Annotated in this window: 19 protein-coding genes and 2 pseudogenes; 14 read left to right on the top strand and 7 right to left on the bottom strand. The window is 46.0% G+C overall.

From position 1 onward, the window contains the following. The first annotated feature begins 222 nt into the window (after positions 1-222). On the top strand, positions 223-6,090 hold the full coding sequence (locus RIG66_RS22190) for a CHAT domain-containing protein (RefSeq protein ID WP_446380897.1): 5,868 nt from the start codon (positions 223-225) through the stop codon (positions 6,088-6,090). A 79-nt stretch (positions 6,091-6,169) separates the two neighbouring features. Further along, positions 6,170-6,526 (top strand): KGK domain-containing protein, encoded by a 357-nt coding sequence (locus tag RIG66_RS22185; RefSeq protein ID WP_446380896.1) that lies wholly within the window; start codon positions 6,170-6,172, stop codon positions 6,524-6,526. Positions 6,527-6,708: 182 nt separating this feature from the next. Here RIG66_RS22185 and RIG66_RS22180 read toward each other — a convergent pair whose 3' ends face one another. Continuing rightward, the gene (locus tag RIG66_RS22180; RefSeq protein WP_446380895.1) at positions 6,709-6,963 is read right to left on the bottom strand and encodes a hypothetical protein; all 255 of its coding nucleotides are present in this window, start codon (positions 6,961-6,963) and stop codon (positions 6,709-6,711) included. Between the two features lie 125 nt (positions 6,964-7,088). Between RIG66_RS22180 and RIG66_RS22175 the strand changes: the two genes are divergently transcribed. The 10 genes and pseudogenes from RIG66_RS22175 to RIG66_RS22130 all read left to right on the top strand — a co-directional run bounded on the left by RIG66_RS22175 (position 7,089) and on the right by RIG66_RS22130 (position 14,483). After that, positions 7,089-7,334: a helix-turn-helix domain-containing protein gene (locus tag RIG66_RS22175; protein ID WP_446380894.1), complete on the top strand. Its 246-nt coding sequence runs from the start codon at positions 7,089-7,091 to the stop codon at positions 7,332-7,334. Between the two features lie 642 nt (positions 7,335-7,976). Then, on the top strand, positions 7,977-9,518 hold the full coding sequence (atpD, locus tag RIG66_RS22170; RefSeq protein WP_446380893.1) for a F0F1 ATP synthase subunit beta: 1,542 nt from the start codon (positions 7,977-7,979) through the stop codon (positions 9,516-9,518). Between the two features lie 56 nt (positions 9,519-9,574). Continuing rightward, positions 9,575-9,976: a F0F1 ATP synthase subunit epsilon gene (locus RIG66_RS22165; protein WP_446380892.1), complete on the top strand. Its 402-nt coding sequence runs from the start codon at positions 9,575-9,577 to the stop codon at positions 9,974-9,976. Then, on the top strand, positions 9,960-10,274 hold the full coding sequence (locus RIG66_RS22160) for an AtpZ/AtpI family protein (protein ID WP_446380891.1): 315 nt from the start codon (positions 9,960-9,962) through the stop codon (positions 10,272-10,274). Before RIG66_RS22165 ends, RIG66_RS22160 begins: the two co-directional genes overlap by 17 nt. Beyond that, positions 10,267-10,749, top strand: coding sequence for a cation:proton antiporter domain-containing protein (locus RIG66_RS22155; RefSeq protein ID WP_446380890.1), 483 nt, complete (start codon positions 10,267-10,269; stop codon positions 10,747-10,749). Before RIG66_RS22160 ends, RIG66_RS22155 begins: the two co-directional genes overlap by 8 nt. 266 nt (positions 10,750-11,015) lie before the next feature. Then, positions 11,016-11,321 carry an N-ATPase subunit AtpR gene (locus RIG66_RS22150; RefSeq protein WP_446380889.1) on the top strand — a complete coding sequence of 102 codons (306 nt, stop codon included), beginning with the start codon at positions 11,016-11,018 and terminating at the stop codon, positions 11,319-11,321. Then, positions 11,260-11,868: pseudogene (locus RIG66_RS22145) on the top strand (F0F1 ATP synthase subunit A); the annotation flags it as partial. The gene RIG66_RS22150 and the pseudogene RIG66_RS22145, both read left to right, overlap by 62 nt. Before the next feature lie 635 nt (positions 11,869-12,503). Further along, positions 12,504-13,016, top strand: coding sequence for a hypothetical protein (locus tag RIG66_RS22140; protein WP_446380888.1), 513 nt, complete (start codon positions 12,504-12,506; stop codon positions 13,014-13,016). Between the two features lie 147 nt (positions 13,017-13,163). Next, positions 13,164-14,258 (top strand): annotated as a pseudogene (locus RIG66_RS22135) (F0F1 ATP synthase subunit alpha); the annotation flags it as partial. Positions 14,259-14,345: 87 nt separating this feature from the next. Further along, positions 14,346-14,483 carry a hypothetical protein gene (locus RIG66_RS22130; protein WP_446380887.1) on the top strand — a complete coding sequence of 46 codons (138 nt, stop codon included), beginning with the start codon at positions 14,346-14,348 and terminating at the stop codon, positions 14,481-14,483. Positions 14,484-14,635: 152 nt separating this feature from the next. On the opposite strand, the gene RIG66_RS22125 is transcribed toward RIG66_RS22130, so the two are convergent. Continuing rightward, a complete protein-coding gene (locus tag RIG66_RS22125) occupies positions 14,636-15,187 on the bottom strand; it encodes a Uma2 family endonuclease (RefSeq protein WP_446380886.1) in 552 nt (183 codons plus the stop codon). Between the two features lie 359 nt (positions 15,188-15,546). Between RIG66_RS22125 and RIG66_RS22120 the strand changes: the two genes are divergently transcribed. Then, entirely contained in the window at positions 15,547-16,752 is a 1,206-nt protein-coding gene (locus RIG66_RS22120; RefSeq protein WP_446342143.1) for a Coenzyme F420 hydrogenase/dehydrogenase, beta subunit C-terminal domain, read from the top strand. A 193-nt stretch (positions 16,753-16,945) separates the two neighbouring features. Here RIG66_RS22120 and RIG66_RS22115 read toward each other — a convergent pair whose 3' ends face one another. The 3 genes from RIG66_RS22115 to RIG66_RS22105 all read right to left on the bottom strand — a co-directional run bounded on the left by RIG66_RS22115 (position 16,946) and on the right by RIG66_RS22105 (position 22,848). Continuing rightward, positions 16,946-17,308, bottom strand: a complete 363-nt coding sequence (locus tag RIG66_RS22115; protein ID WP_446380885.1) for a hypothetical protein — start codon at positions 17,306-17,308, stop codon at positions 16,946-16,948. A 406-nt stretch (positions 17,309-17,714) separates the two neighbouring features. Next, a complete protein-coding gene (locus RIG66_RS22110) occupies positions 17,715-19,310 on the bottom strand; it encodes a gamma-glutamyltransferase family protein (RefSeq protein WP_446380884.1) in 1,596 nt (531 codons plus the stop codon). A 178-nt stretch (positions 19,311-19,488) separates the two neighbouring features. After that, on the bottom strand, positions 19,489-22,848 hold the full coding sequence (locus RIG66_RS22105; RefSeq protein ID WP_446380883.1) for a helicase-related protein: 3,360 nt from the start codon (positions 22,846-22,848) through the stop codon (positions 19,489-19,491). Between the two features lie 218 nt (positions 22,849-23,066). Between RIG66_RS22105 and RIG66_RS22100 the strand changes: the two genes are divergently transcribed. Beyond that, on the top strand, positions 23,067-23,246 hold the full coding sequence (locus RIG66_RS22100) for a hypothetical protein (RefSeq protein ID WP_446380882.1): 180 nt from the start codon (positions 23,067-23,069) through the stop codon (positions 23,244-23,246). Positions 23,247-24,142: 896 nt separating this feature from the next. Here RIG66_RS22100 and RIG66_RS22095 read toward each other — a convergent pair. Continuing rightward, complete coding sequence (locus RIG66_RS22095; RefSeq protein WP_446380881.1) at positions 24,143-25,090, bottom strand: TaqI-like C-terminal specificity domain-containing protein; 948 nt, start codon at positions 25,088-25,090, stop codon at positions 24,143-24,145. A 33-nt stretch (positions 25,091-25,123) separates the two neighbouring features. Then, a partial coding sequence (locus RIG66_RS22090; protein ID WP_446380619.1) for a transposase occupies positions 25,124-25,251 on the bottom strand: 128 nt, incomplete at its 5' end.

The raw sequence follows: 25,251 nt of genomic DNA, 5'->3' as shown, positions 1-25,251 counted from the left end.
TGATATCATCCAGATTGATTATTCAGATACTTTCGACGACAATTCAACCGCAATAGTTTTGGTGTCTCTTTAAACTTCAACGTATCATTTGATAGCTGAGTAATCGTATTGGGATTCGGTGCGGCTTCTAATTTGGACTTGCCTTATTTAGGGTTGAGTAAAATTCTGTCTGTCAAGTCCTATACATCAGTTCTATTTATTCCACGGAGTTTTGTAGCCCCTATGATTAATTCTGCAATGAAAGGAGCAATTCTGCTGTTGGCTACTTTACCTTTTTTGGGTGTTACCAGTATAAAGCCAACTCAGGCGACTTCAATCCCTCGCGAGGTGGATCAAACAGACGTACCGATTGTTCCTCAGTTTAAGCCTAGCTCTCTATTAACAAACACTTCAGTTACTCAGAATACTTTTGCTAAAGATTCTATTGTAACCAAGGAAGCCACACCGATCAACCCCCCAAGTCTAATCATGGCTCAGTCCGTTACCGGGGCAGGTGATGAGGTAGGGACAACGGTTGAGCAAGACGGTAACCAATTTAACATCGACGGTGGCACATTTTCCGGAGATGGGCAAAATCTATTTCACAGTTTCCAATACTTTGGTCTTTCCGCTGGTGAAATTGCCAACTTTTTGTCTAATCCTGAAATTCGCAATATCTTGGGGCGAGTAGTTAGTGGGGAAGCTTCAATTATTAATGGTTTGATTCAAGTTACCGGGGGCAACTCAAATTTATTTTTAATGAATCCGGCGGGGATTGTATTTGGGGCGAATGGCAGTTTAAATCTTCCCGCGTCGTTGACACTTACAACCGCGACAGGAATTGGTTTTGCGGGAGATCAGTGGTTCAATGTCTTTAGTGAAAATAACTATCAGACGTTAATCGGTGATCCCAGTCAGTTTGCCTTTGATTTAGCTCAACCCGCAACCCTAATTAATGCTGGCAATCTAGCCGTATCCGAAGGGCATAATTTAACCCTACTGGCAGGAAATACGATTAATACCGGGCAACTGACTGCACCGGGCGGCACCATTACAATGGCGGCTGTACCGGAATCTAATCGGGTGCGGATCAGTCAACCGGGACAACTATTAAGTTTAGAAATTGTACCATCTACCAATGAGAATGGGGAGATACAGGCAATTGATCCCTTGGATTTACCAACACTGCTGACGGGTACAGAGGAAAGCGTAGAGACGGGATTAACCGTTACGGATACAGGTCAAGTACAGCTTCAGGAGTCTGGTATCACTATACCCGCAGAAGCCAGGCTTGCGATCGCCTCTGGCACTCTGAATGTGTCTCATTCATCTCCTACTGTCGATTCCCAGTCGGTGAATGTGTTTGGCAACAAAGTGGGTATATTTGATGCCACAATTAACGCTTCTGGGGTGTATGGCGGCGGAACAGTACGACTGGGTGGTGACTATCAAGGTCAAGGTACGTTTAATGCCTCTCAAACCCTAATCAGTGAAAACTCGCTGATTACGGCTGATGCTGGGGAACAGGGGACAGGCGGTGAGGTGTTTGCTTGGGCAGATGGAGTGACGGGCTTTTACGGGACGATAAGCGCCCGTGGGGGAACGGAAGCCGGAGATGGGGGATTTATTGAGGTTTCTGGCAAAGAGTTGTTGATTTTTACGGGTCATGCTGATGCTGGAGCAATTAACGGTCAACCGGGTACGTTACTCCTTGATCCTAAAAATATCACGATTGGAGATGCGAATTCTCCCTTAGCGATACGCTTTAATCCGAATAATTCATCAACAGAAAATCAGTTTGGTTATTCAGTTGCGGCGCTAGGTTCAGACGTACTCGTAGGTGATCCAGGATACGATGAAGGCGGACAGAACGACGTAGGTATTGCCTATTTATTTGATGGTAACGATGGAAGCTTATTGCAAAGCTTTATAAATCCCGATACCGATACGCCACCTAATGCAACGGGAGACCAATTTGGTTTTTCTGTAGCTGGAGTAGGACTAAACGTGCTGATTGGCGCTCCTGGAGATGATATAGGAGGAGAATCGAATGTCGGCTCTGCCTACTTTTTTAATCTCGAAGAAAATCAGGTGAGAACCTTGTCTAATCCTACTCCCCAAGCTGAAGATAAGTTTGGCTTTTCAGTTGCTGGGGTAGGGTCAAATATTCTAGTTGGCGCTCCAGGAGATGATCACAACGGAATAACAGATTCAGGTGCTGCTTATTTATTTGATAGCAGTAACGGTAGTTTACTAGAAGACTTTTTCAGTTCCAATCCTGTAGCTGGGGGTCAATTTGGCTATTCGGTAGCTGGAGTGGAATCCGATGTGCTGGTAGGAGCGCCCGGAGAAAATGTAATGGTAGGGAATCAAACAAGAACAGCAGGTGCTGCCTATCTATTTAGTAATGGTAACCCGAACCCAAAGCAATATTTGATCAGCCCTAATCCTACAGATAGCGGACGGTTTGGTCATTCAGTTGCCGCGATGGGGTCACAAATACTGGTGGGCGCTCCTAGTGATAATCTTGGACAAGGAGTTCAAGGTGCTGCCTATTGGTTTAATCAGGATGGCGAGTTGCAAAACACTTTTTCTAGTCCCAATGCTGATAACGGTCAATTTGGTACTGCAGTCGCAGCCGTAGAATCGGCGGAGTCTGCGCTAGGGTTTAACGTTGTCGTCAGCGCCCCCGGAGAAAATGCAACCTATTTGTATGAACCCTTGCCAGATTCGGACACTGGACGTTTGTGGCAAACCTTTCCCAAGCCCTCGGATTCACCCAGCAATTTTGGTAATGCAGTTGCTGGGGTAGAAAGAAACGTGGTGGTGGGAGCGCCAGGAGGGATGAACGATGAAGGGGATATTTATTTGTTTGGCTCCAGCTTCGAGTTTGATGATAATCCCAACCAATCTGTGACAATTGATGTCGCCACGATTACCAACATTACTAATACGGGAACCGAGATTGAGTTTCAGGCAAACAATGACATCACTGTAAATTCAGCAATTCTCACTGCCAATGGGGCAGGCACTGGGGGAGCACTGAAATTAAGAGCAGGTCGAAGGATTGTTATCAATAAAGATATCATCACAGATGATGGGAATTTAACCTTAATTTCCAATGATAGCGATGCTATACAAGCATTTCGTGATCCTGGTGATGCTTTTATAGAAATAGCCTCTGACGCTAAGTTAAATTCGGGGAATGGCGATATATATCTTCAATTCGACACAGGCGGAGAAAGGGGAGATATTAATGTTCTGGGTGAGATTATTACTAAGAACGGAGATCTGGTTGTAGAACACAATAATTCCACAGGTGGAAATGTCAATATTGGAGAAACAGCAACGATTAACGTTGACGGCAATGTTGATATGAACACGACTGGCGGTAATATTCTTACCAGCGGTAATATTGCTACGACTAATGGTGAGATTAATTTCGCTACTCAAGGTGGCAACATAGAAATTCAGAGTGGTGGCAATGTCTCTACCAATGCTGGTGAGATTAATTTCGTGACTCAAGGTGGCAATATAGAAATTCAGAATGGGGGTAATTTTTCTACCAATGGGGATGAGATTCGTTTCAATAGTCAGGGTGGAACCATTGAGGTTGATACGGCTTTCACGCTGACGGGTGAAACGTTCTTGTCTACAGGTAATGGAACTGGAGATATCCTGTTTAATAATCTTCTGGATGGGACGCACAATCTCAATCTTACGGGGGGAACGGGTAATGTGATCTTTGAGGGTAAAGTAGGTAGCAGTACAGCCTTGGGAAACCTGACAATTGCTAGTGCGGGGAATGTGACGGCAAAAGACGCGATCGCAGCCACTAGCTTTACGCATCAATCAGGAACTGGCATAGTTAATTTGAGTGATTTACAACTATTCAATGGAGATTTAGAACTCAACACCAGTGATGGCTTGATAGTAGGCAATATTACCGCAACTGAAGGCAATGTTGAATTAAGTTCAACGAACAATATCACTGTAGAAACTATTACAACGTCTGGTGGAACAATTAATCTCACCAGTGAAGCAGGAACCATCACTAGCGGTAACTTGAATTCCGGCGGTGGTAGTGTAGACGCAACGGCTAGTAATGATCTAAACACCGAAAATATCACAACCTCTGGTGGCACAATTAACCTCACCAGCGAAGCAGGAAACGTCACGAGTGGTGACTTAGATTCTGGTGGTAGTAATGTAAATGTGACTGCCAATAGTAACTTAACTACAGAAAATATCACCACCTCTGGCGGCACCATTAACCTCACCAGTCAAGCCGAAGCAATTAATACGGGTGACTTAAATTCTTCTGCAGCTATTGGCGGCGATATTACCGTAAATGCGAATATCAGGATTCAAACTGGAGCCATCAATTCTAGCGGCACTGAAGGCGATGGCGGCAACGTTACCCTTGATCCTTTGGAAGATATTACCGTCAATTCTATTAATGCCCAAGGCGGCAGCAATGGTCAAGGTGGTGATGTTGACATCACGACACAACAATTCTTTCAGGCAACAGGAAGTTTTACCGATCAAAATGGCATAGACGCTAGCATTTCTACGGCTGGTGGTAACGGTGGTGGCGATATTACCATTCGTCATGATGGTGGCGCACAGGAGGTGATTGAACCTTTTGTTGTCGGTAATGGCAATACGAATGGTACGGCACAAGCCATTACCAGTGGTGAGTTTACGATTGCCCCTGTTCAGTCATTTCCAGGCAGTCATACTCTCGGCAATATCCGGATTATTACAACTGATCCTTCAACTAATCCAACTGATCCGACTGATCCGAATAATTTCAATAGTCCTCTAATAGAGTTCAAGAAACCTTTAGAGCGCCCTCCTACTCCTAACGCCTTGGATCAAGAGCCGATTATCAACGCTGATGTTTACAAAATAGAGCGCTACTTTACCCAGGCATTTGAGAAACAACTGGGAATGGAGGCGGAAAAAATCCTCACCTTGGATGAAATCCGCAATCGCTTGCGTAGCATTGAAGTGGCAACTGGGGTTAAACCTGCTGTAATTTACGGGGTTTTTGTACCGAGTAGTACAAACTCTGAAAAGGAATTAGAACTGATGCTGGTAACAGCGGATCGGGATGTTATTACCAAGCGAGTGTCAGGGGCTAAACAGTCTGATGTCCTGAATACAGGACAGAACTTTCGTCAAGAAATCCTTGATGGTGGGTTTGGATATTTAGATGACGCCCAACAACTGTATCAATGGATGGTAGCCCCCTTAGAAACAGATTTACAAGAAACAGGAATTGAAAATTTAGTTTTTATTCTTGATGAAGGGTTGCGCTCATTGCCCATAGCCGCTATCCATGATGGAGATAACTTTATTGTGGAGCGATATAGTGTGAGTTTGATGCCCAGTGTGAGTCTCACAGATACCCGTTATGCCAATATTAAAACGATGCCTGTTTTGGCAATGGGTGCTTCAGATTTTCCAGATAATCCTCTTCTGGAACAATTACCAGCAGCGGCGGCTGAGGTATCGATTCTGACTAATACCTTATGGCGTGGTCAAGCCTTTCTCAATGAGAATTTTACCGTTAACAATCTCAAGGCAAAACGCGAAGAAAAACCCTTTGGCATTATTCACCTGGCTACCCATGCAGAATTTGAACCGGGCGCACCCAGTAATTCTTATATTCAGTTATGGGATACTAAGGTAGGAATAGACGAAGTACGTAGTTTAGGCTGGCATGATCCGGCTGTAGAATTAGTGGTATTGAGTGCTTGTCGTACTGCCTTAGGTGATCCAAGTGCCGAACTGGGGTTTGCTGGATTTGCGGCTAAAGCTGGAGTTAAATCAGTATTAGCCAGTTTATGGTACATCGAGGATTGGGGAACATTGCCAATGATGGCAGAGTTTTACAATAATCTGGATGATGCACCGATTAAAGCGGAAGCGTGGCGACGGGCGCAAATGGCAATGATTGAAGGAAAGGTTAAGTATGAAGACAATCAATTAATCTTATCGGATAAAGCCATTACTTTGCCAATTGCTGATGCTAACCCGGGTAATCCTGACTTATCTCATCCCTATTACTGGTCAGCATTTAGTATTGTTGGTAATCCGTGGTAAAAGGCAGAGATACGGAGGTGCGGAGGGGCAGAGGTGAATTTTTCAATTAACCAATTACCAATGATATTTATCGGGAAAAATGAGTGTAGATAATCAGTTTGAGCCACTTTTGAGCGGTGAAGTCTTGTTGGTTGATGAATCAACACAACTTTTAATTGGAAATCGCACGTTCCGAGTGGATGAATTTCTAGAAGTGATGCGGATGCAGCTTGAAGGGTTAGAGGGATGGAATCAAGATAAGGATGCCTGGTTTAGTGAAAAGGGTATTTCGGCTGAAGTTTTGAGATTTACAGCTAAAGGTTGGCAAAAAGGTACGGTGAGAATCAGCCTGGAATTTGTTCCTGAAGAAACTGAGACTCAGAAGTCCCCAGCTTTAAATACAAGTGAGACATCACCAGAGCAAGAGGAACTGCCGATTATTGGAATGATGGGCTAGAGATGTAGGGTGGCAATGCCCACCTCACGGTAACTTGAGGTTGATTATCATGGCGGCACAATGTCTTGTCCCAATCCCATAGTGTGAGGTTGGGGAGGGCGGGTTTTGTAGAAAAGTTATTGGTTTGTCTGTTACTTTTGTCCCTAAACCCGCCCCTACAGCTTGGCTCTCTCTACTTGAACTCATTCATCCACAAAAACACACCGCTTCATTACACTCATTACTTCTCCCGGATTTGCCGTTGGTGTGAGAGGACTCCACTCGGTTACATTGGCGAAACCGAGGCGATACAACGTGTGAATGATTTTCACCACGCCTTTGGCAGAACCAACGACGATAACTTTGACAAATTCTCGTCTTGAGTCTGAACGGGTAGACGCTTGTAGCTGTATTGAGGCTTCGGGGGGTTTGGTATCGGTCAAAACGTTCTGAACCATTGGGGTTTCCCTGATTTGCGTTTACCTACAGTATTCGCAGATCTGCGAATAGTCAAATTGTACGCTGTATCTTCGCAGATCTGCAAATATTTACTTCCTGATCTTCCTCTGACACGATGGGGAACATGGGAAAAGCAGGCAAAGTCCTTCGGCAAGTTTTGGAGAGCTACGGCATCAGCCAGAACAAATTGGCTCTCACGTTGGGAGTTAAACCTTCCGTTGTTTTTCGCTGGTTTCATGAGCAGACAGATCCCAGTGCTGAAACTGTCCGAAGTATTGCTGAAGCTTTACAAAGTCTTGATCCAGCCGCTGCTGATGAGTTTGTCCGGCTTTATTTAGGAGACTATCTTCAAGACAGTGATAAAACCTGAAAGATGCCAGGATTAGTAGTGAGCAAGATGCTCACACTACAATCTGATTTTTCACGAGAAGCAAATGGTCAAGTCGGGGCGGGTTTAGTCACATCTGGGTTAAGTCGGAAATGATAGTAGTAAAACCCGCCCCTACAAACCCGGTTCCCTCGAAGGTGGTGAAGGAGCAGCCCCTAGATATTTGTGACCTCAATTTGGCTTATAGCATTTTCATAAAACCAATGAGTAATCAATGGGGTTTTAATGAATATTTTGGAATCTTTATTTTCAGATTAGCTGATGTTTCACGGGAAGCGAACGGTCAAGTCGGGTCGGGTATAGAACTTGTAATTTGAATAGAGGGCGACCCGACCGAATTGAATGGACGGGTGTTGTGAATTGATGTAAGCGGGTCGCCCCTAAAGGTTGTTATATCATGTTCACCCCTCTCCTATTCTCGTTGATATACCTTGCCAATAGCATCTCTCTTTCAAAAGGAGGATGTTCTAGAAACAAATACTGACTTATTAATAATAAAGATACTCAACCACATACGCGATTAGTCCTCTGGAGAGGTCAACTACCCCGTTACTACCCCGTTCATGCTTACCCACAGCTTCAATTCTCAGATGAGGGTGGCTGTGGATAGTTGTCAGGAATGAGATGAACACAACCGAAAACTTGCATCGAGCCAATCAAAATCAAACCAACCAGGGAAGCGTCGTTTCCATTCGCAGCAGCGTCATCGACGTTCAGTTTCCGCATCAGCTTCCGGAAATGTATAGCCAGCTTCGGGCGGGTGAGGATGACAAGATTGTGATTGAGGTGGTTAATCATCTTAACGATAAGACGATTCGGGGTATTGCTTTGACCCCAACGTCAGGGTTGGCGCGAGGTTCGGTGGTTAGGGATACTGGTGTTCCCTTGCAGGTTCCTGTGGGAAAACAATTACTGGGTCGTGTGTTTAATGTGTTTGGTGATCCTATTGATAAAAAAGAGGAGATCAAAGACGTAGAATGGCGTTCCATTCATCAACCTGCGATTTCTCTGGCTGAACAATCGACGACTTCTGAAATTTTGGAGACGGGGATCAAAGCGATTGATGTGCTAGTTCCTTTAGAACGTGGCGGAAAAGCGGGATTGTTTGGTGGTGCGGGTGTGGGTAAAACGGTTCTGCTCACGGAAATGATCCACAACATGGTGACTGAGCATGAAGGGGTGAGTTTCTTCTGTGGGATTGGCGAACGCAATCGGGAAGCGGAAGAATTGTATCGCGATATGCAAGAGGCGGGGGTTCTAGAGAGTACCGTGATGGTATTCGGGCAAATGAATGAACCGCCAGGTGCTAGATTCCGGGTTGGTCATGCGGCTCTGACTATGGCAGAGTATTTTCGGGATGATGTGCAGCAAGATGTGCTGCTGTTGATTGATAATACGTTTCGGTTTATTCAAGCGGGACAGGAGGTGTCGGGGTTATTGGGGCGATTACCGTCTCGTGTGGGGTATCAACCGACGCTGGGAACCGAGTTATCGGAATTTGAGGAACGGATTACGAATACCGCAACGGGGGCGATTACTTCGGTACAGGCGGTGTATGTCCCAGCCGATGATTTTACTGATCCCGCCGCCGTTAATACGTTTGGTCATTTATCCGCTTCGCTGGTTCTGTCTCGTAAACGGGCGAGTCAGGGATTGTATCCTGCGGTTGATTTGCTGCAATCGGGGTCTAAGATGTTAAGTCCGACGATTGTGGGAGAACGTCACTACCAAATTGCTCAAGAAATTAAGAGTACCTTGGCGGGTTACGAAGAACTTAAAGACATTATCGCCATGTTAGGGATGGAAGAATTGTCCCAACGCGATCGCCAAACGGTCAACCGGGCGCGACGACTTGAGCGCTTCTTAACTCAACCGTTTTTTACGACTGAACAGTTTACTGGGAAAAAGGGCAAACTGGTGAGTTTAGACGAAGCCTTGGATGGGTGCGATCGCATTCTCAATGATGAGTTTAGCGATTATTCTGAGCGATCGCTCTATATGCTCGGTTCTATCGACGAAGCACAAGGGAAGCAGGGGGAGCAGGGGGAGCAGAGGGAGCAGAGGGAGCAGAGGGAGCAGGGGAAGCAGAGGGAGCAGGGAGAGCAGAGGAAGCAGGGGAAGCAAGGGGAGCAGGGGAAGCAGGGGGAGCAAACAAATGACGAATGACGTAGCTTGCTTCTCAAGGGAAGTGAGTATGACAAATGACAAATGACGAATAACCAATGAACCTGAAAATCTTACTTCCTACAGAAATATTACTCGATGAAGAAGTGACCAAGGTATCCGCAGAAGCGGAAAATGGTTCCTTTACCTTATTACCGAATCATATTGACTTTGTAACGGCGATTGTTCCGGGTATTTTATTCTTTGAATCGGAATCTACGCCAGAGGTTTTTATCGCTGTGGATGAAGGGGTGTTAGTGAAATGTGGGGCAGATGTTCGGGTTTCAACGGGACGAGCGATTCGATCAGATGACCTAGATTCATTACAGCAAACCGTAGAAGAGGTGTTTTCGCGTTTGGATGAACGGGAAAGAATCACAGTTGGTGCGATCGCGAAATTAGAAGCGAGTTTTGCTCGTGGTGTATATGAGATAGGAGGGTCAAGTGGCGAAGCGTCCTAATCACTCTAGACGACGACAAAACAATAAGACGTTTCTGGGGAAAATCAAAGATAAATCCATCCGTAAAGTTAAAGCCCGCAAGGAAGAAAATTTAAGTGTTTTATATGGCTTGACATTGATGGGATTTGTCGGTTGGTCGGTTGGCATTCCCACGTTAATTGGGGTGGCAATTGGACTGTGGCTGGATGAAATTTGGCTAACTCCATTTTCTTGGACGCTAATCCTCATGTTGGTTGGTTTGAGCCTCGGTTGTCTAAATGCCTGGTACTGGGTACAGCAGGAGTCTGCCGATGAGTGAATCAGCACAGACTATCCCTCTATTGATTTTATTGGTGGGCGCCATTAGCACGATTTCCATCCTGATTAAGGAAGGGATGACGCGCTTGGGCTTACCCAGTTTAGTGGGGTATTTGGTGCTGGGCTTTCTGCTGCGGCTGGCGGATTCCCAATGGCAATTTTTGGGAGAACCGGGGCAGGAAATTTTTGAGTTCTTAGCCGAAGTTGGCGTGATTTCGTTGTTGTTTCGGGTGGGGTTAGAAAGTGATTTAGCGGGATTGATGCGCCAGTTATCCACAGTAACAAAAATGGTTCCTCGCGCCGAAATTACCATGATTGTCATGCAACGGGGACTCTCCTTGGGAGAGTGGGCGGTATCAAATCAGGTTTTCGCCGCTATGGTTGTTGTGTCAGCGGTGACTAGCATTCTAGCACCGATTGTTCTGCGTTCGTTGTTGAACAAATTGCCTGAAACTCAAACAGGAGTAAGTAACTGATGCCTATTTCACCGCAGCTTATTGTCTGGATTGCGATCGCGCTAGTGCAAGTCAGCCTACTGGCAATCGCACCGTTATTAATTCGCTGGCTTTCTTTACTCCCTTAACTGTTATGAAATTATCCTCGTTTAGATTAGATGAACCATGATACATCGGGAAGATTAAAACCTTAGACAAGGGCGGGTTTAGTTACCTAGACACCAACAAAAAACATTAATAGTAAAACCCGCCCCTACAGTCACTATTTTTTTTATCGGAGCATCACCATGAACAATATATTGCATTTAATCCTCGCCTTTCCCGCCGGCTTTGCCCTAGGAATTTTCTACTTTGGTAGTCTTTGGCTTACCGTGCGCCAACTGCCAACCACCCGTTATCCCATCCGCTTATTTGTAGGTAGTTATTTAGGTCGTATGGTGCTTGCTTTACTCGGCTTTTATATCATCATCAATGGACATTGGGAACGAGCGCTGATTGGCGTATTGGGTTTAATCGTCGCCCGCACATTGTTGGTGCGTCATGGCAATTTTGGTTGTGGGTTCTTGGCTGGTGACGCGCAATTTGAAAGTTGAACCCAAAGAAATGTCGAATTGGCAAAATCGCTTAGAAATTATTGTCGAGATGATTAACGGTGAGATTCGCCAAGCCACTAATCGAGAACCGAGTGAACTTCTGCCGTTTGTGGGGACAATCTTTCTGTTCTTTGCCCTTGCCAATATTCTCACCATCATTCCCGGTTACGAATCCCCCGCCGCGTCTCTATCCACCACAGGCGCTTTTGCCTTGTGTGTATTTTTTGCTGTACCGTATTATGGGATTAAGCATTCTGGGTTTGGCAGTTACCTGAAACATTTTATTGAGCCGACGCCCGTTGTTTTACCGTTCAATATTCTCAGCGAAATTACCCGGACGCTATCTTTAGCCATTCGCTTGTTTGGGAATGTGATGAGTACGAGTTTATTGGTGGCAATTGTTTTATCCCTCATTCCGCTATTTCTACCTATTCCCGTCAGAGCGTATGGAATCGGAATTGGGGTAATTCAGGCGTATGTTTTTGCCATTTTAACCCTCGTCTATATCGCGTCAACTCTCCGTCAGGAAGAGGAAGATATGAGCAATGGTAAGGATGTGAAATTCTCCACCTCATCGGATTTAATTTGTGGCGTAGAAATGCGGAGCAAAAATCATCAGATTGCTTGGAGTTTAGCTGACTATCTAGAAAGCCTAGAGGAACAGTTATCTAAAGAATTCCCGAATAAGCGAGAGCCGGAGGCTGAAGCAGAAGGAAAAGCAGAAGATGAACCAGGAAAGCCAAACGGAAAACAAGACGAACAGGATAAAAGGAAGCTTTTAGGTCTGAAGGAGTATAAAAGATGAAATGAGATACAGCGGTAACGGCTGTATTAACACACTCTGCTACCGTTAAAGTCCCTCTTCAGATCCCCCTTTTGATCCCCCTTCCGTCCCCCTTAAAAAGGGGGAGACCAGGTGTTGCTTCGCGTTTTTTGCACGGGGAGACCATATGTTGCTTCGCTTTTTGTCCCATGGGGGATTTAGGGGGATAAAACGTATCCCATAAGAGCGGAAAGTGCGGTAAATCATCCTTGAGGCAGATAAAATTTGACGCCTCATTTTTTAAGCTAAGTGCCGAGGACTAGAAAGTTGAGGTAAATTAGCCGAACTATTTTCTAGTCGCAGGACTATATTTTACAAATCGGCAATTTGCTCAAAACCACACAAGGAGATATTATTGAATGCTGAATCGTTTGCCTAAAAAAGAATGCAAGAGCTGGGTAGGAGTAAAGAAAGGAGGTGCGTTTACCTTAATCACCTTATCCCTACTCCTAGGCGCTTGCACCCCCGAACCTGAAGCTACGGTTCCTGAAACGGGACCTGACACAACCTTGACGGAAACGGATGATACAGACGTTGAAGATGTTGTTGAAGATACCGCACAACTGATCGGTGAGACGGTAACAGTCACGGGTGAAGTGGAAGAAGATTATGGAATTAACACATTTGTCATAGAAGAAACTGGTGAAGTGTTTGGTGATCAAGTGTTGGTGATTAATACTGCTGCAACAGAGCCGATTCTGGAAGAACAGAATGTCCAAGTTATCGGAGAAGTACGCCAACTCGTAGTGGCTGAGTTTGAGCGGGATTATGACTTAACCTGGGAGGGGGATATTCGGCGGACAATAGAAGCTGAGTATGAAGGACAACCTGTGATAGTGGCTGATGCTGTCGAGGTATTGGATATTCCCTAGAATTTCGGGTCAAAAACCTTACTCCATAGCGAAGCGAGTGAGACTCTATAGCGAGCGAGACGCTCGCACTACTATTGCCCATTGCCTATTGCCCATTGCCTAGCGCGTAGCGCTATACCATCTGCCTTTTTTCTGAACGGAAAGTCAATGTCACTACAAACGGTTCTAGATGACACCTTTACCCAGTTAGACCAGGGATTAGAAACCTATCAACCTGAACTCCAACTGCGGGAGGTGGGTTTGGTTAAATCGGTATCCCGTGGCATTGCAACAGTTAGCGGTTTACCCACGGTAAAGGCTGATGAACTGATTCGCTTTCCGGGTGGGTTGTTGGGAATCGCGTTTAATTTAGACCCGGATGAAGTGGGGGTTATTTTACTAGGGGAAAGCGAACATATTGAAGCAGGCGATCGCGTACAGCGCACGGGACGGATTTTGGATGTGCCAGTGGGCGAGGCGCTGATTGGTCGGGTGATGGACGCCACGGGTCGTCCGTTGGATAATCGGGGTGCGATTCAAACCACTGAACGTCTGCCCATCGAACAGGAAGCCCCCGCTATTTTAGACCGCGCCCCGGTAAAAGTGCCGTTACAGACGGGTCTCAAAGTTGTGGATGCGTTAGTTCCTATTGGTCGCGGTCAACGGGAATTGATTGTTGGCGATCGCCAAACCGGGAAAACCGCGATCGCGGTGGATACGATTATTAATCAAAAAGGGAAAGATGTCATCTGCATTTACTGCGCTGTGGGTCAACGTACCTCCGCCGTGGCAAAAGTGATTGCCCAGTTGCGCGAACGAGAGGCGATGGATTATTCCCTGGTTGTTGTTGCTACAGGGGAAGATGCTCCAGGGTTGCGCTACATTACCCCATACTCGGCGATGTCCATTGGCGAATATTTTCGCGATCGCGGACAGGATGCGTTAGTGGTAATTGATGACATGACCCGCCATGCTTGGGCATATCGTGGATTGTCCCTACTACTGCGGCGTCCACCAGGTCGAGAAGCCTATCCCGGTGATATTTTTTATATTCATTCCCGGATGTTGGAACGGTCAACCCACCTCAGCGAAGAGTTGGGAGGCGGTTCCCTAACGGCATTACCGATCGTGGAAACTCAAGCCCAGAATATTTCTGCCTATATTCCTACTAATTTAATCTCAATTACCGACGGTCAGATTTACGTGTCTCCGGATTTATTCCAGCAAACTGTTTTACCCGCTGTGGAGGTGGGTAAATCGGTGTAGCGGGTTGGCGGAAAAACCCAGTTATCAGCGTATCAAGACTAATTTTTGTCATTGTAGCAGTTGTGGTCTTGGCAATCTTTGCCATTGCTAAAGGTAGTAAACGCCGGGGTAGATCTGGTGGTGCAGGCGTTTTCGTTGATAGTGACGGCGGTAATGGCGACGGTAATGGCGGTGACGGTGGCGGTGGTGGCGGCGGTGGTTGATGCTAGAGTTGTAGGTTGACCCTTCGACTTCGCTCAGGGTCAACCTCCTGAATTTCGCTATACCCCACACCCTGGCTCCTTTTTAGCTAATTTGTCACCCCTTGAGGAATCTGACAATTAGCCGATGGCGCGATCGCTCCTGCGCCCCTACCCTTTCTGTGGACATCACCGTTAAAATTCTGGTGACCACAAATCAACAATAGCGACCTCAAAACCAGGAAGTAAATCAGGAATCATTAGTACATCACCATCGCCTAAAATCTCGACCTCGGACTCAGGACGATAAATTTCGACCCGACGCTGTGGCGGATTCATCAAAATACCAACTTTTGTTCCTTGCTCCAGAAAAAATTGAATCTTATCTCTCAACGATTTTAAGGTATCTGTTGGGGACTTTACCTCAACCATTAAATCAGGAGCCAGTTCCGCAAACGAACGAGGACTTCTGGGTAACCGTTCGCGTCGAACAAAAGAAACATCAGGCGCTCTAACATTAGCATTGGGTAGGTCAAAACCTGCACTAGAAGCTGTCACCCGACCAAGCTTTTGAGGTCTTACCCAATTCCCTAAAACCCGGACAAATTCGGCGACGACTTCATCTGACTCATAACCCGATGGACTCATCATTACGATTTGCCCGTCAACTAACTCCATGCGATACTCAGGATGTTCTGCTTGTAATTTCTCCAAGTCTTTGCGGGTCAGAGCTGTCAGAGAAGCCATAGAACCTCTTTGAGTTTATATCTAGAATGATTGATAAATTCATTGTATTACCGTTGAGCGCAACTCGGTATTAGGTTTAATGGCACTGAAATAAGCATTTTAGAATCGCCGAAACCTTCAATATACCGTAGGGTGGGTTTCGACTTCGCTCAACCCACTAGCATACCAGTCAGTGGCATTCGTAAGCTGTTCGGCATTTAAACATTAATGTCAACAATGGCGAAATCCTTGTAGTGCGAGCATCTTGCTCGCTACCCATTCCCAATTTAAATGCATGACAGCTTATTAGGCTCTTATCCCCAACGACGAACTAAGATATCTTGAGAGAAGAACTCCCGTTAAGAGAAAATCCTTTTTCAATGACTGCGACTACTCCCAACTCCGCCAAACACAAAAAAGCCAAAGCCTTGAAACCAGGGACTATACGCCCTGCCAAGGAACTCTGTAGCGAATGTGGACTGTGTGATACATACTATATTCATTATGTCAAGGAAGCTTGTGCCTTTCTTAACCAACAGATTCCCGAATTAGAAACCCAAACCCATGGACGTAGCCGGAATCTGGATAATCCAGATGATTGGTATTTCGGCGTCAACCAAAATATGATGGCGGCGCGGAAACTTCAACCGATTGAAGGGGCGCAGTGGACCGGAATTGTTAGCACCATTGCCATTGAAATGCTCACCAGTGGCAAAGTTGAAGGCGTTGTCTGTGTGCAGAATACCAAAGAAGACCGTTTTCAACCCATGCCGATTATCGCCCGAACGCCAGAAGAGATTCTCGCCGCCCGGGTGAATAAGCCAACCCTGTCTCCTAACCTTTCGGTATTAGAACAAATTGAACAGTCGGGGATGAAACGCCTATTAGTGATTGGCGTCGGCTGTCAAATTCAAGCATTACGGGCGGTGGAAAAGGAACTGGGTTTAGAAAAACTCTATGTTCTGGGGACGCCCTGTGTGGATAATGTCACCCGCGCTGGCTTGCAGAAATTCCTAGACACCACCAGCAAGTCCCCTGATACTGTCGTGCATTATGAGTTTATGCAGGACTTTCAAGTTCACTTCAAACATGAGGATGGTTCAATTGAGAAAGTCCCCTTCTTCGGATTGAATACCAAAGAACTTAAGGATGTATTTGCGCCATCTTGCATGAGTTGTTTTGATTACGTCAACTCTCTAGCCGATTTAGTGGTTGGTTACATGGGCGCCCCCTTTGGTTGGCAATGGATTGTGGTGCGAAATGACCGGGGACAGGAAATGCTGGATCTGGTGCAAAATCAGCTAGAAACGCAATCGGTTACCTCTAAGGGCGATAGACATCAAGCCGTACAACAGAGTATTCCGGCGTATGATAAAGGTGTCACCTTACCCATGTGGGCAGCTAAATTAATGGGGGTGGTGATTGAAAAGATTGGTCCAAAAGGATTGGAGTATGCTCGTTTCTCGATTGACTCCCACTTTACCCGCAATTATCTCTATGTGAAGCGCCATCACCCAGAGAAATTAGCGGCGCATGTGCCAGAGTTTGCCAAGCGAATTGTCGGACAGTATAGCTTACCCGATTAAAGGAGTTATCAAGCAAGGGAGTGGGGTTAAGTTGCGATTTCAACCAATCAGTATCAAGCGCAACTGACCCTGACTCAATTGATCGGGTAGAGTTTCAGCCAAACGCGATCGCACAATCAAAAATAGCCTTACAGTAAGCCTAGAACTAAAGTTCTGGCTAAAAGCTTAAACCCGTTAAAACGGGTTCAGAGACTTAAGCTTTAGCAGGTTTTAGCGATCGCTGAGTGGGAAAGCGTTCAAATAAGCGGTCTAATTCACTTTTACCGCCTTCATCCCACAGCATTTCAATCGGTTTAAATGTTTCAGTATGGGGAAAATCAGGACGGTGGCGAGTTAATCGTTCAGCGTACTGGGTCAATGGCTGAAAGTGAATCGAATAATAGAGTCGGTTGACTGGATAGTTTCTGATTTCAAAGCAGGGAAAAAATTCTGGAAAGCGTTCCCTGGCTTCTTGAAAACGGTTATAGATATCCCGTTCCCAGCGTTTGCGGGTAATATCATCAATGTCTATATCTTGCTCAGTGAGGAGAATCATCGAATTATTGGAACGGTGCATAACTAGAGGGAACTTGCTTCACTCTCTACTTTAGAAAGGGGGTGTGACAAGGTTATGACAAATTAATGACGATCTTATCGAGGGGTGACAAGGGAGTTGAGGTGTAGGCAGGGTATGGGGTGTGGGGTGTGGGGTGTGGGGTGTCGGGTGTGGGGTGTGGGGTGTCGGGTGTGGGGTGTCGGGTGTCGGGTGTCGGGTGTCGGGAGGGCTTCACAACCTTTGAGGGAATCTGGTTTTGACGTTATTAAGGGCGGGTTTTGCTACAGATGTTATCGGTGGGATTCAACATTGAGTGCCTAAACCCTCCCCTACTGCGTGTTGTATTATTTGGATTTGGGGTTAGTCAGGGCGGGTTTTGCTACAGATGTTATCAGTGGGATTCAACATTGAGTGCCTAAACCCGCCCCTACAGCGCCAATGCTAACCCATCCCCACGGGGTTCAGACGCCGCCACGAAAACGCCTCCCTGCTGTAAAATTATCTGACCCTTGCCAAATCGTTTCCCATCGGCACTCCGTTCAATATGATGTCCCCGTTGGGCAAGTGCCAAGGCAATATGAGACGGTACGGTTGGCTCTAAAAGTACCTGATTTCCGGCGATAAACTGCCATCGTGGGGCATCTAGTGCTGCTTGGGGATTCATGCCATAGTCTGCCAGATTCACTACCATTTGTAGATGTCCCTGAGGCTGCATATATTCCCCCATGACGCCAAAGGGTCCTAAGGGTTGACCGTCTTGGGTGAGAAAGCTGGGAATAATTGTATGATAGGGACGTTTTCCTGGTGCGACTTGATTGGGATGACCTGTTTCTAAGGTGAAACCACACCCGCGATTGTGCAGGGCAATGCCCGTACCTGGAATCAGAATACCACTGCCAAAGCCTTGATAATTGGATTGAATCAACGACACCATCAACTCCCCATCGGCGGCGGCTAAATAGACGGTTCCACCTTTGGCTAAACCGGGTTGGGCTAAGGGAATCGCGGTTTCTGTGATTAACTGGCGACGGGTTTGGGCATAGTCTTTATCTAGGAGTTGCTCAACTGCTACATCCATAAATCGAGGATCGGCGATATAACGCTTGGCATCGGCAAAAGCCAGCTTCATGGCTTCAATTTGCAGGTGATAGCTGTCCACAGAGTCACGGGGATATTGACGTAAGTCGAATCCTTCTAGGATATTCAAGGCGATTAGTGCCGTTAATCCTTGGGTGTTGGGCGGAATTTCCCAAACCCGTAAATCTCGATAGGTGGTGGAAATCGGGTTCACCCAATCCGCTTGATGGGCAGCGAAATCGGCTACGCTTAATAAGCCACCCGTATCGGCAGCGAAATTCGCGATCGCACCAGCCATATCTCCCTGATAAAAGCATTCACCCCCCGTTTGGGCAATCTGGGTTAAGGTTTGGGCATGAGCCTCACTTCCCCACACCTCTCCCGGATGTGGCGCCCGGTTATTGGGGAAAAATACAGATTTAAACGGCTCAAATTCTCGCCCCTTCAGGGGGAGGAAAATCGCCTCTGCCTGTTTCCAAGCGGTTGCGGTAACCGGAGAAACGGGATATCCTGACCGAGCATAGCGAATCGCCGGGGCAAATAATTGCTCAAAGGGTAATTTTCCCCACCGTTGCCATAATGTTCGCCAAGCCGATACACATCCGGGTACGGTGACGGGTAACCACCCCCGTTGAGGGATGTCCTCCATCCCAGCAAAATGGTCTAAACTTAATCCTTGAGGACTTTTACCGGAAGCGTTGAGTCCATGTAACTGACCATCCCAGACTAAGGCAAAGGCGTCAGAACCAATTCCGTTAGAGGTTGGCTCAACAACTGTGAGTGCGATCGCGATCGCTAACGCCGCATCCATAGCATTTCCCCCCGCCCAAATCATCTCCATCCCCGCTAATGTGGCGAGGGATTGGCTGGTGGCGACAGCACCATGTTTGCCCATAATTACCCGTCGCGTTGAAGGGTAGGGATAGTGAGTTAGGTTATTTGTCATTTGTCATTTGTCATTTGTCAAAACACTGATTTCACGGATTTATTAGAGAGAGTGAGGTAGGGAAGTGAGAGATTAGTTACACTGATTACATTGAGTGACATCAGGGTTAAAACCTTCCCGTTAATGATAAATTTTGCCCCTACATCTCCCCCAGCTTCCCCATCTCCCCCAGCTTCCGTCAAACCAAGGCTTCACTACAAACAATGATTGGAACTAAGTAATCCTCATCTTTTTGGCGACGGTTTAGCCATTCGTGTCGGTCATATTGGGCGTAAACTTGCTTGAGTTTTATAAACAGTTCATTCCCGGTTATACTATTCCGTTTAAGCCGATTTAACTCCCGCTTGAGTCCCGTGGTGACGGGTTCGCGGAAGGCTTTTTCTAATAGATTAATTTGGGCTTTTATTTCCTCATCATGAATTGTTTCAAAAAAGAGTCGGAGTTCCCGTAAACTATATTTTTGTCCTTGGCTGAGATTGCGGCTATAGTCCCGTTCCGCTTGGCGGTGTTTTACGTCTTCGGCAAATTGACGTTTAATTTTCATTACCGCCGCATTATAATCTTGGGGTAAGGATAATCCAGACTCTTGTTCGCTGCTTTTGAGTCGTCCTAAAATGCGAGAAATATCCCGTGATACAATCTCTCCTTTGTCATCGAGTAAGACTAACTGCTGATACCCTTTTAACTCAGGGCGATTGGGATAGGAGGCTTCACAGAACACGAATAATCCTTTATTCAGGGAGAATTTAGCGGTGCGGATACCGTGGGGTAAATTGGCGATGCGTTTGTATTCGGTTGGGTCATCTTTTTGTAACTGACGCAGGATTTCTTCGGCTTCATTTAGGTCTAAAAATTCACCATTATCCTCAAATAAACTCAGTTGCTGGCTATCGCCATTTTTCTCATAGATGGCGTACATCGCTTCTTCGTTGAGTTGTTCCGTGGGGTCGAGAATTGCCGAATCTTCGCCGATGGTTTCGTGGATTTCGGCGATGCGGTTGGCGAGGATGCGACGTAAGCCGAGATTTCTGTCTAATCCGGTTTCGGGTAAAAAGTTAAAGCCATAAACGATATCATTTTCACTACCAATTCGGTCAATCCGACCAAACCGCTGAATTAAGCGCACTGGGTTCCAATGCAGGTCATAGTTAATGATTAAGTTGCCATCTTGCAAGTTTAGTCCTTCGGCGAGGACATCGGTAGCAATTAAGGTGTTAATTTCTGTTTCATTTCGGCTAAATTGATAGTCGGGGTTGGCTTTGGGGGCGAATCTACCGACGATACGGGCTTTACTTTTATCGCCGCTATAAATAACGTCAATATCATCCTGTTTCCCGTTGGGGTTGAGGTTTTCGTAGAGGTAACGGGCGGTGTCGGCGTATTGGGTAAAGATGAGGCGTTTACTGTTGGTTAGGGGGGCTTGGTTTAGCCAGGTTTTTAGGGTTTGTAGTTTGGTGTCTTGGGCGGGGGTGATGGGTTGAACTAAGGCGAGAATTTTCTCGAAGAGTTGGATATCATGGTGAATATGCTGGTGTAGGCGTTCGGCATCGAAGTCGGCGAGTTTGTATTTTCCAGACGCCTGACGTAAGGCATCAAGTATGTCTTGTTCTTCGCCTTGGTTGGGTTCATAGAGAATCGATTGGGCTTCCTCCCCGGCGGGAACAAATCCTTGAGTTAAGGCTTTCTCAAACAGATAATGGGCGTTGAGGAGTTTTTTCACGGTTTCTCGGAAAGCTTCGACGCTAGACTCGAAGCGTTTGAAGAGTAGCACCCGGATGAGTCCGCGCAGGTTCGCCCCGGCTGTTTGTAAGCTGGAATAGGGGTCTTGTTTCTGCTTGGCTTTTAAGACATAATTGCCTATACCATAACGGGCATAACAGAGTTCATTGGCGGGGGGATTGGTGAGTTGGCGTTTACGGGATTTTCCTAGATAATGGCGCAGTTGTTGGTATAAGCCTTGGTAGGTATCTTCGATGCTGTATTCAATGGTTTCTAATTGGCGTTTGGGGAAAAATTGATGCTTCCCGCCGACAATTACATAGGCGCGGCGTTTCCCGTTGAGGTAGGCGGAAAAGTTGGCGGGTTCGATGGGTTGATGGGTTTGGGCGTCGAAGCCGTACCAACGGAGAATGTGGTTGCGGGTGCGGCGGATCAGGATATGGGATAATAAATTGGGTAAGTCGCGATCGCCTTTTTCGACTAATTTAAAGTAAGCTTTTAAATCCGGGGGGTCTACGGGTAAGTCGGTTTTGTCGTCGGGGTGGAAGAGTTTAATCTGGTTATAAATATCCCAGGCGCTTTTATTCCGGGGGGTGGCGGTGAGAAAGCAGCATTGTTTCCCAGTGGCGAGGAAGGTTTCGACGATTTTGTAGCGTTGGGTGCTAGGGTTGCGGAGGTTATGGCTTTCGTCGATAAGGATAAAGTCTCTATCTTTATAGCGGAAGTCGTTGATGAGACGGTTTTCCCCATTTTCGCCATCATCTCGCAGCATTCCCAGGGAGAGGACACGGGCGTTGAGATGATAAACTTCATTATAACGTTCCCACATTTCTATGAGGGGAGCGGGACAAAGAATTAAAGGGCGGGCGCGTTCCACTTGTTCAAACCGTTTGACAATCGCTGCGCCAATAAAGCTTTTCCCTAAGCCAACGACATCGGAGACGAAACAGCCGCCGTAGTCGCGGATAATTTTGATGGCTTGGTTAACGGCTACTTTTTGGAAGTCGGCGAGTTGCTGGGTAATCGCGTCATCGGCGATAATTTCAATCCGGTTTTCCTCCTGAATGCGATCGCGAACTAACATATAGAGGGTTTTCATATAGATATCGTAGGGGCGGGTTGGTGCCATTACCCACGACTGCTGCATCTGCTGCATTAGGGTTTCGTCGAAGTCTTCGGCGTCTTCCCAGAGTTGGTTATACCAGTGGGTGAGTTGTTGGTGGTTGTCGTTTCCGTGAACAATAACGTTGAGTTCAGTATTATGGGAAATGCCCGATAAGGTGAGATTAGAGGAACCGACAACAGCAATCCCATTTTCAGCGCGATCGACGAGTTGTCCCAATTGGTTATAAACTTTACCATAGTCGAAGATGTAGGCTTTGGCGTGGAGTCGTCCTTTGGTATACACTCGCACCTGTAAGCGTTTTTCTTCGATCATCTGTACCAGGTTTTTCACCAAGGTTTCCGCTGCATCGGTTTGATCCATTAATTCCACGCTAGAACGGATATTTTCGGCAGTTTGGGCTACCATTTCCTGGCGGAGAATGCGTTTGGGATAGGTTTGGGCTTCGATTTGGTCTTTAATTAATTCTAAGCGGCGATATCCTTCGGCGAGTTGTTCGATGGTTTCGCGGTTGCTGGTATTACCGATAAGTAACCGCATTTCCTTGATAGTGGCGAGGCGGGGGGCGATGGCGATGAAACCAGACAGGAAGAAATAACCGACAGCAAAATGGGCGGCGTCTGAGGAGTCGAGGATACAGTTAATACTGTCTACGAGTTTTTGGTTGCGGTTGTCGATGATATCGTGAGTTGGCATTTGTTATTCGTCATTCGTCTTATGTCAAAGCCAGTAGGGTTCGTTAGCGAAGCGTAACGCACCATTGACATTGGCTGATGGGTAAGTTCAGAGAGAATAAGTCTGAGATTCAGAGTTTATGGTCAAAGATACCAATGTTCCTGAAAAGGGGGTTATAGGAGCGCACATTTTCCCATGATGAAATAGTACCTGAAATCAGAACATAAATCAAGCGATTCGTGGGATTTTTTGGGGATGGCGATAAATCCGATAACTTGGTGGGTTATGATGGCGCGTTTATTCAACGGGTTGGTTGTATTGATTCAACACCATCTCATTCGCGATCGCGGTTGATGGATAAGTTCAAGGAGAATAATTCTGGATTTAGAGTTTCTGGTCAGAGATACCAATGTTCCTGAAAAGGGGGTTATAGGAGCGCACATTTTCCCATGGTGAAATAGTACCTAAAATCACAGCATAAATCAAGCGATTCGTGGGATTTTTTTGGATGGCGATAAATCCGATAACTTGGTGAGTTACGATGGTGCGTTCATTCAACGGGTTGGTTGTATTGATTCAACACCATCTCACTCGCGATCGCGGCTGAGGTATAAGTTCAAGGAGAAGAATTCTGGGATTTAGAAGTTTCTGGTCAGGGATACCAATGTTCCTGAAAAGGGGGTTATAGGAGCGCACATTTTCCCATGATGAAATAGTACCTGAAATCACAGCAGAAATCAAGCGATTCGTGGGATTTTTTTTGGATGGTGAGAAATCCGATAACTTGGTGAGTTACGATGGCGCGTTTATTCAACGGGTTGTTGTATTGATTCAACACCATCTCATTCGCGATCGCGGTTGATGTGTAAGTTCAAGGAGAATAATTCTGAGACTTAGAGTTTATAGTCAGGGATACCAATGTCCCTGAAAATGGGGTTATAGGAGCGCATATTTTCCCATGATGAAATAGTACCTCAAATCACAGCATAAATCAAGAGATTCGTGGGATTTTTTTTGGGGAGGGATTTGCCGGATAACTCGGTGGGTTACGACGGCGCGTTTATTAAACAGTTTGTTGTATTAATTAAGCACCGTCTAACCCACCCTACGGCTACCTTGAATTCAACCAGAGGTTAGGGCGCGATCGCGATAAGATAATGATACACATCTCGCCGAGAATAAACGAACTCTGATAGAGACATTATGGCGGGGTAAAGATGTTCCGGCGGAATATCTTTATGTAGGGTGGGCAAGAGTCAAAAACCTGCAAACGCTTATAGTATCCTTGGTTACTCTGAACCACCCAACGGTAACGTTACAAGCCATAAAGTGCCGCGACTCGTTCATCGATTTCTTTTTCCCATTCCTCACAGTTCATTCCTTGGGCGTCTAGACATTTTTGGACTAAGGCGGAAATGCCTTCTTTTTCGGTATTTGAGGCTTGAGGGATGGGGATTTTATTCATATAGATGCTGCGTAACTCTAAATCGCCTCCTCTCAGCTTAGAACAAAGATTATTCAGATATTTCCACACAGGATTAGAATTGAGGATGGCTAATAAATATAGATCGGCTGAATTAATTATAAATGCTTTGTCATTAGTAAATGTTCCTTGAGTATCGTAAGAAAACCGTGATTCTTTAGCAATGACAGGATAAACAATTTTAGGATATTCAAAGGCATCCACATACTCTGCTCCATAACGTGCCATACACCACCAGTTATATCGACCGTCTCGACATTCAGGACGAGACTCTAACTTTGAACGCCATTTTTTCAGGTGTTTTTTTATGGCTGAATAATCATCTATTTTTAACTCCCAAGGTGAATAAATAAGCCATCTATCCTGAAAATCAATACACCATTTGCGAATATCCTTGCCTACCGCTAACGGTTTAATAATTTCCTCACTCTTAGCATCCTGACGAATCAACTCTTCCCGTTTTTTCCCATCAATAACAAATGCCTGATTAAACCCTGTCAGAACACCTCGATATATCTTACCATCAACATACTCACCCAAAGGAATACCCACTGATTCCATTTGCTTAATCCGCCTCACCGTAGCCGCATCCGTCAGCATCCAATTACTACCACTCAAAGCACCACTGGGTAAAACTTGCCCCCTTTCACGACTTAACGCCAATACATCAGGATAGGGAGGAGATAACGAATCAACCTGAGTAAACCGAACCGAACCCTTCCCTCGATTAACCTTAGCCGCAATAAAAATCATCGGGTAAGCCGTCGCACTCTGAAACACAGGTAAATCACCAAAATCCGGGGTCTTCCGGACTTAGTGTGCTAAACTGTTAGGATAATGCCACAGAAGTAAAGCGCGTATTGTAAAATTATTAAAGTTCCTGAAGCCAAATCCACACCGTTTTAATAGTTTCAGCTTATTGTTAACTCCTTCAACGACTC

The organism is Coleofasciculus sp. E2-BRE-01 (assembly GCF_040221695.1).
In the GTDB taxonomy this organism is placed as follows: Bacteria; Cyanobacteriota; Cyanobacteriia; order Cyanobacteriales; family Coleofasciculaceae; genus Coleofasciculus.
Note: the sequence above shows the minus strand (reverse complement) of the source record. Positions and strands in the feature narration are given on the sequence as shown.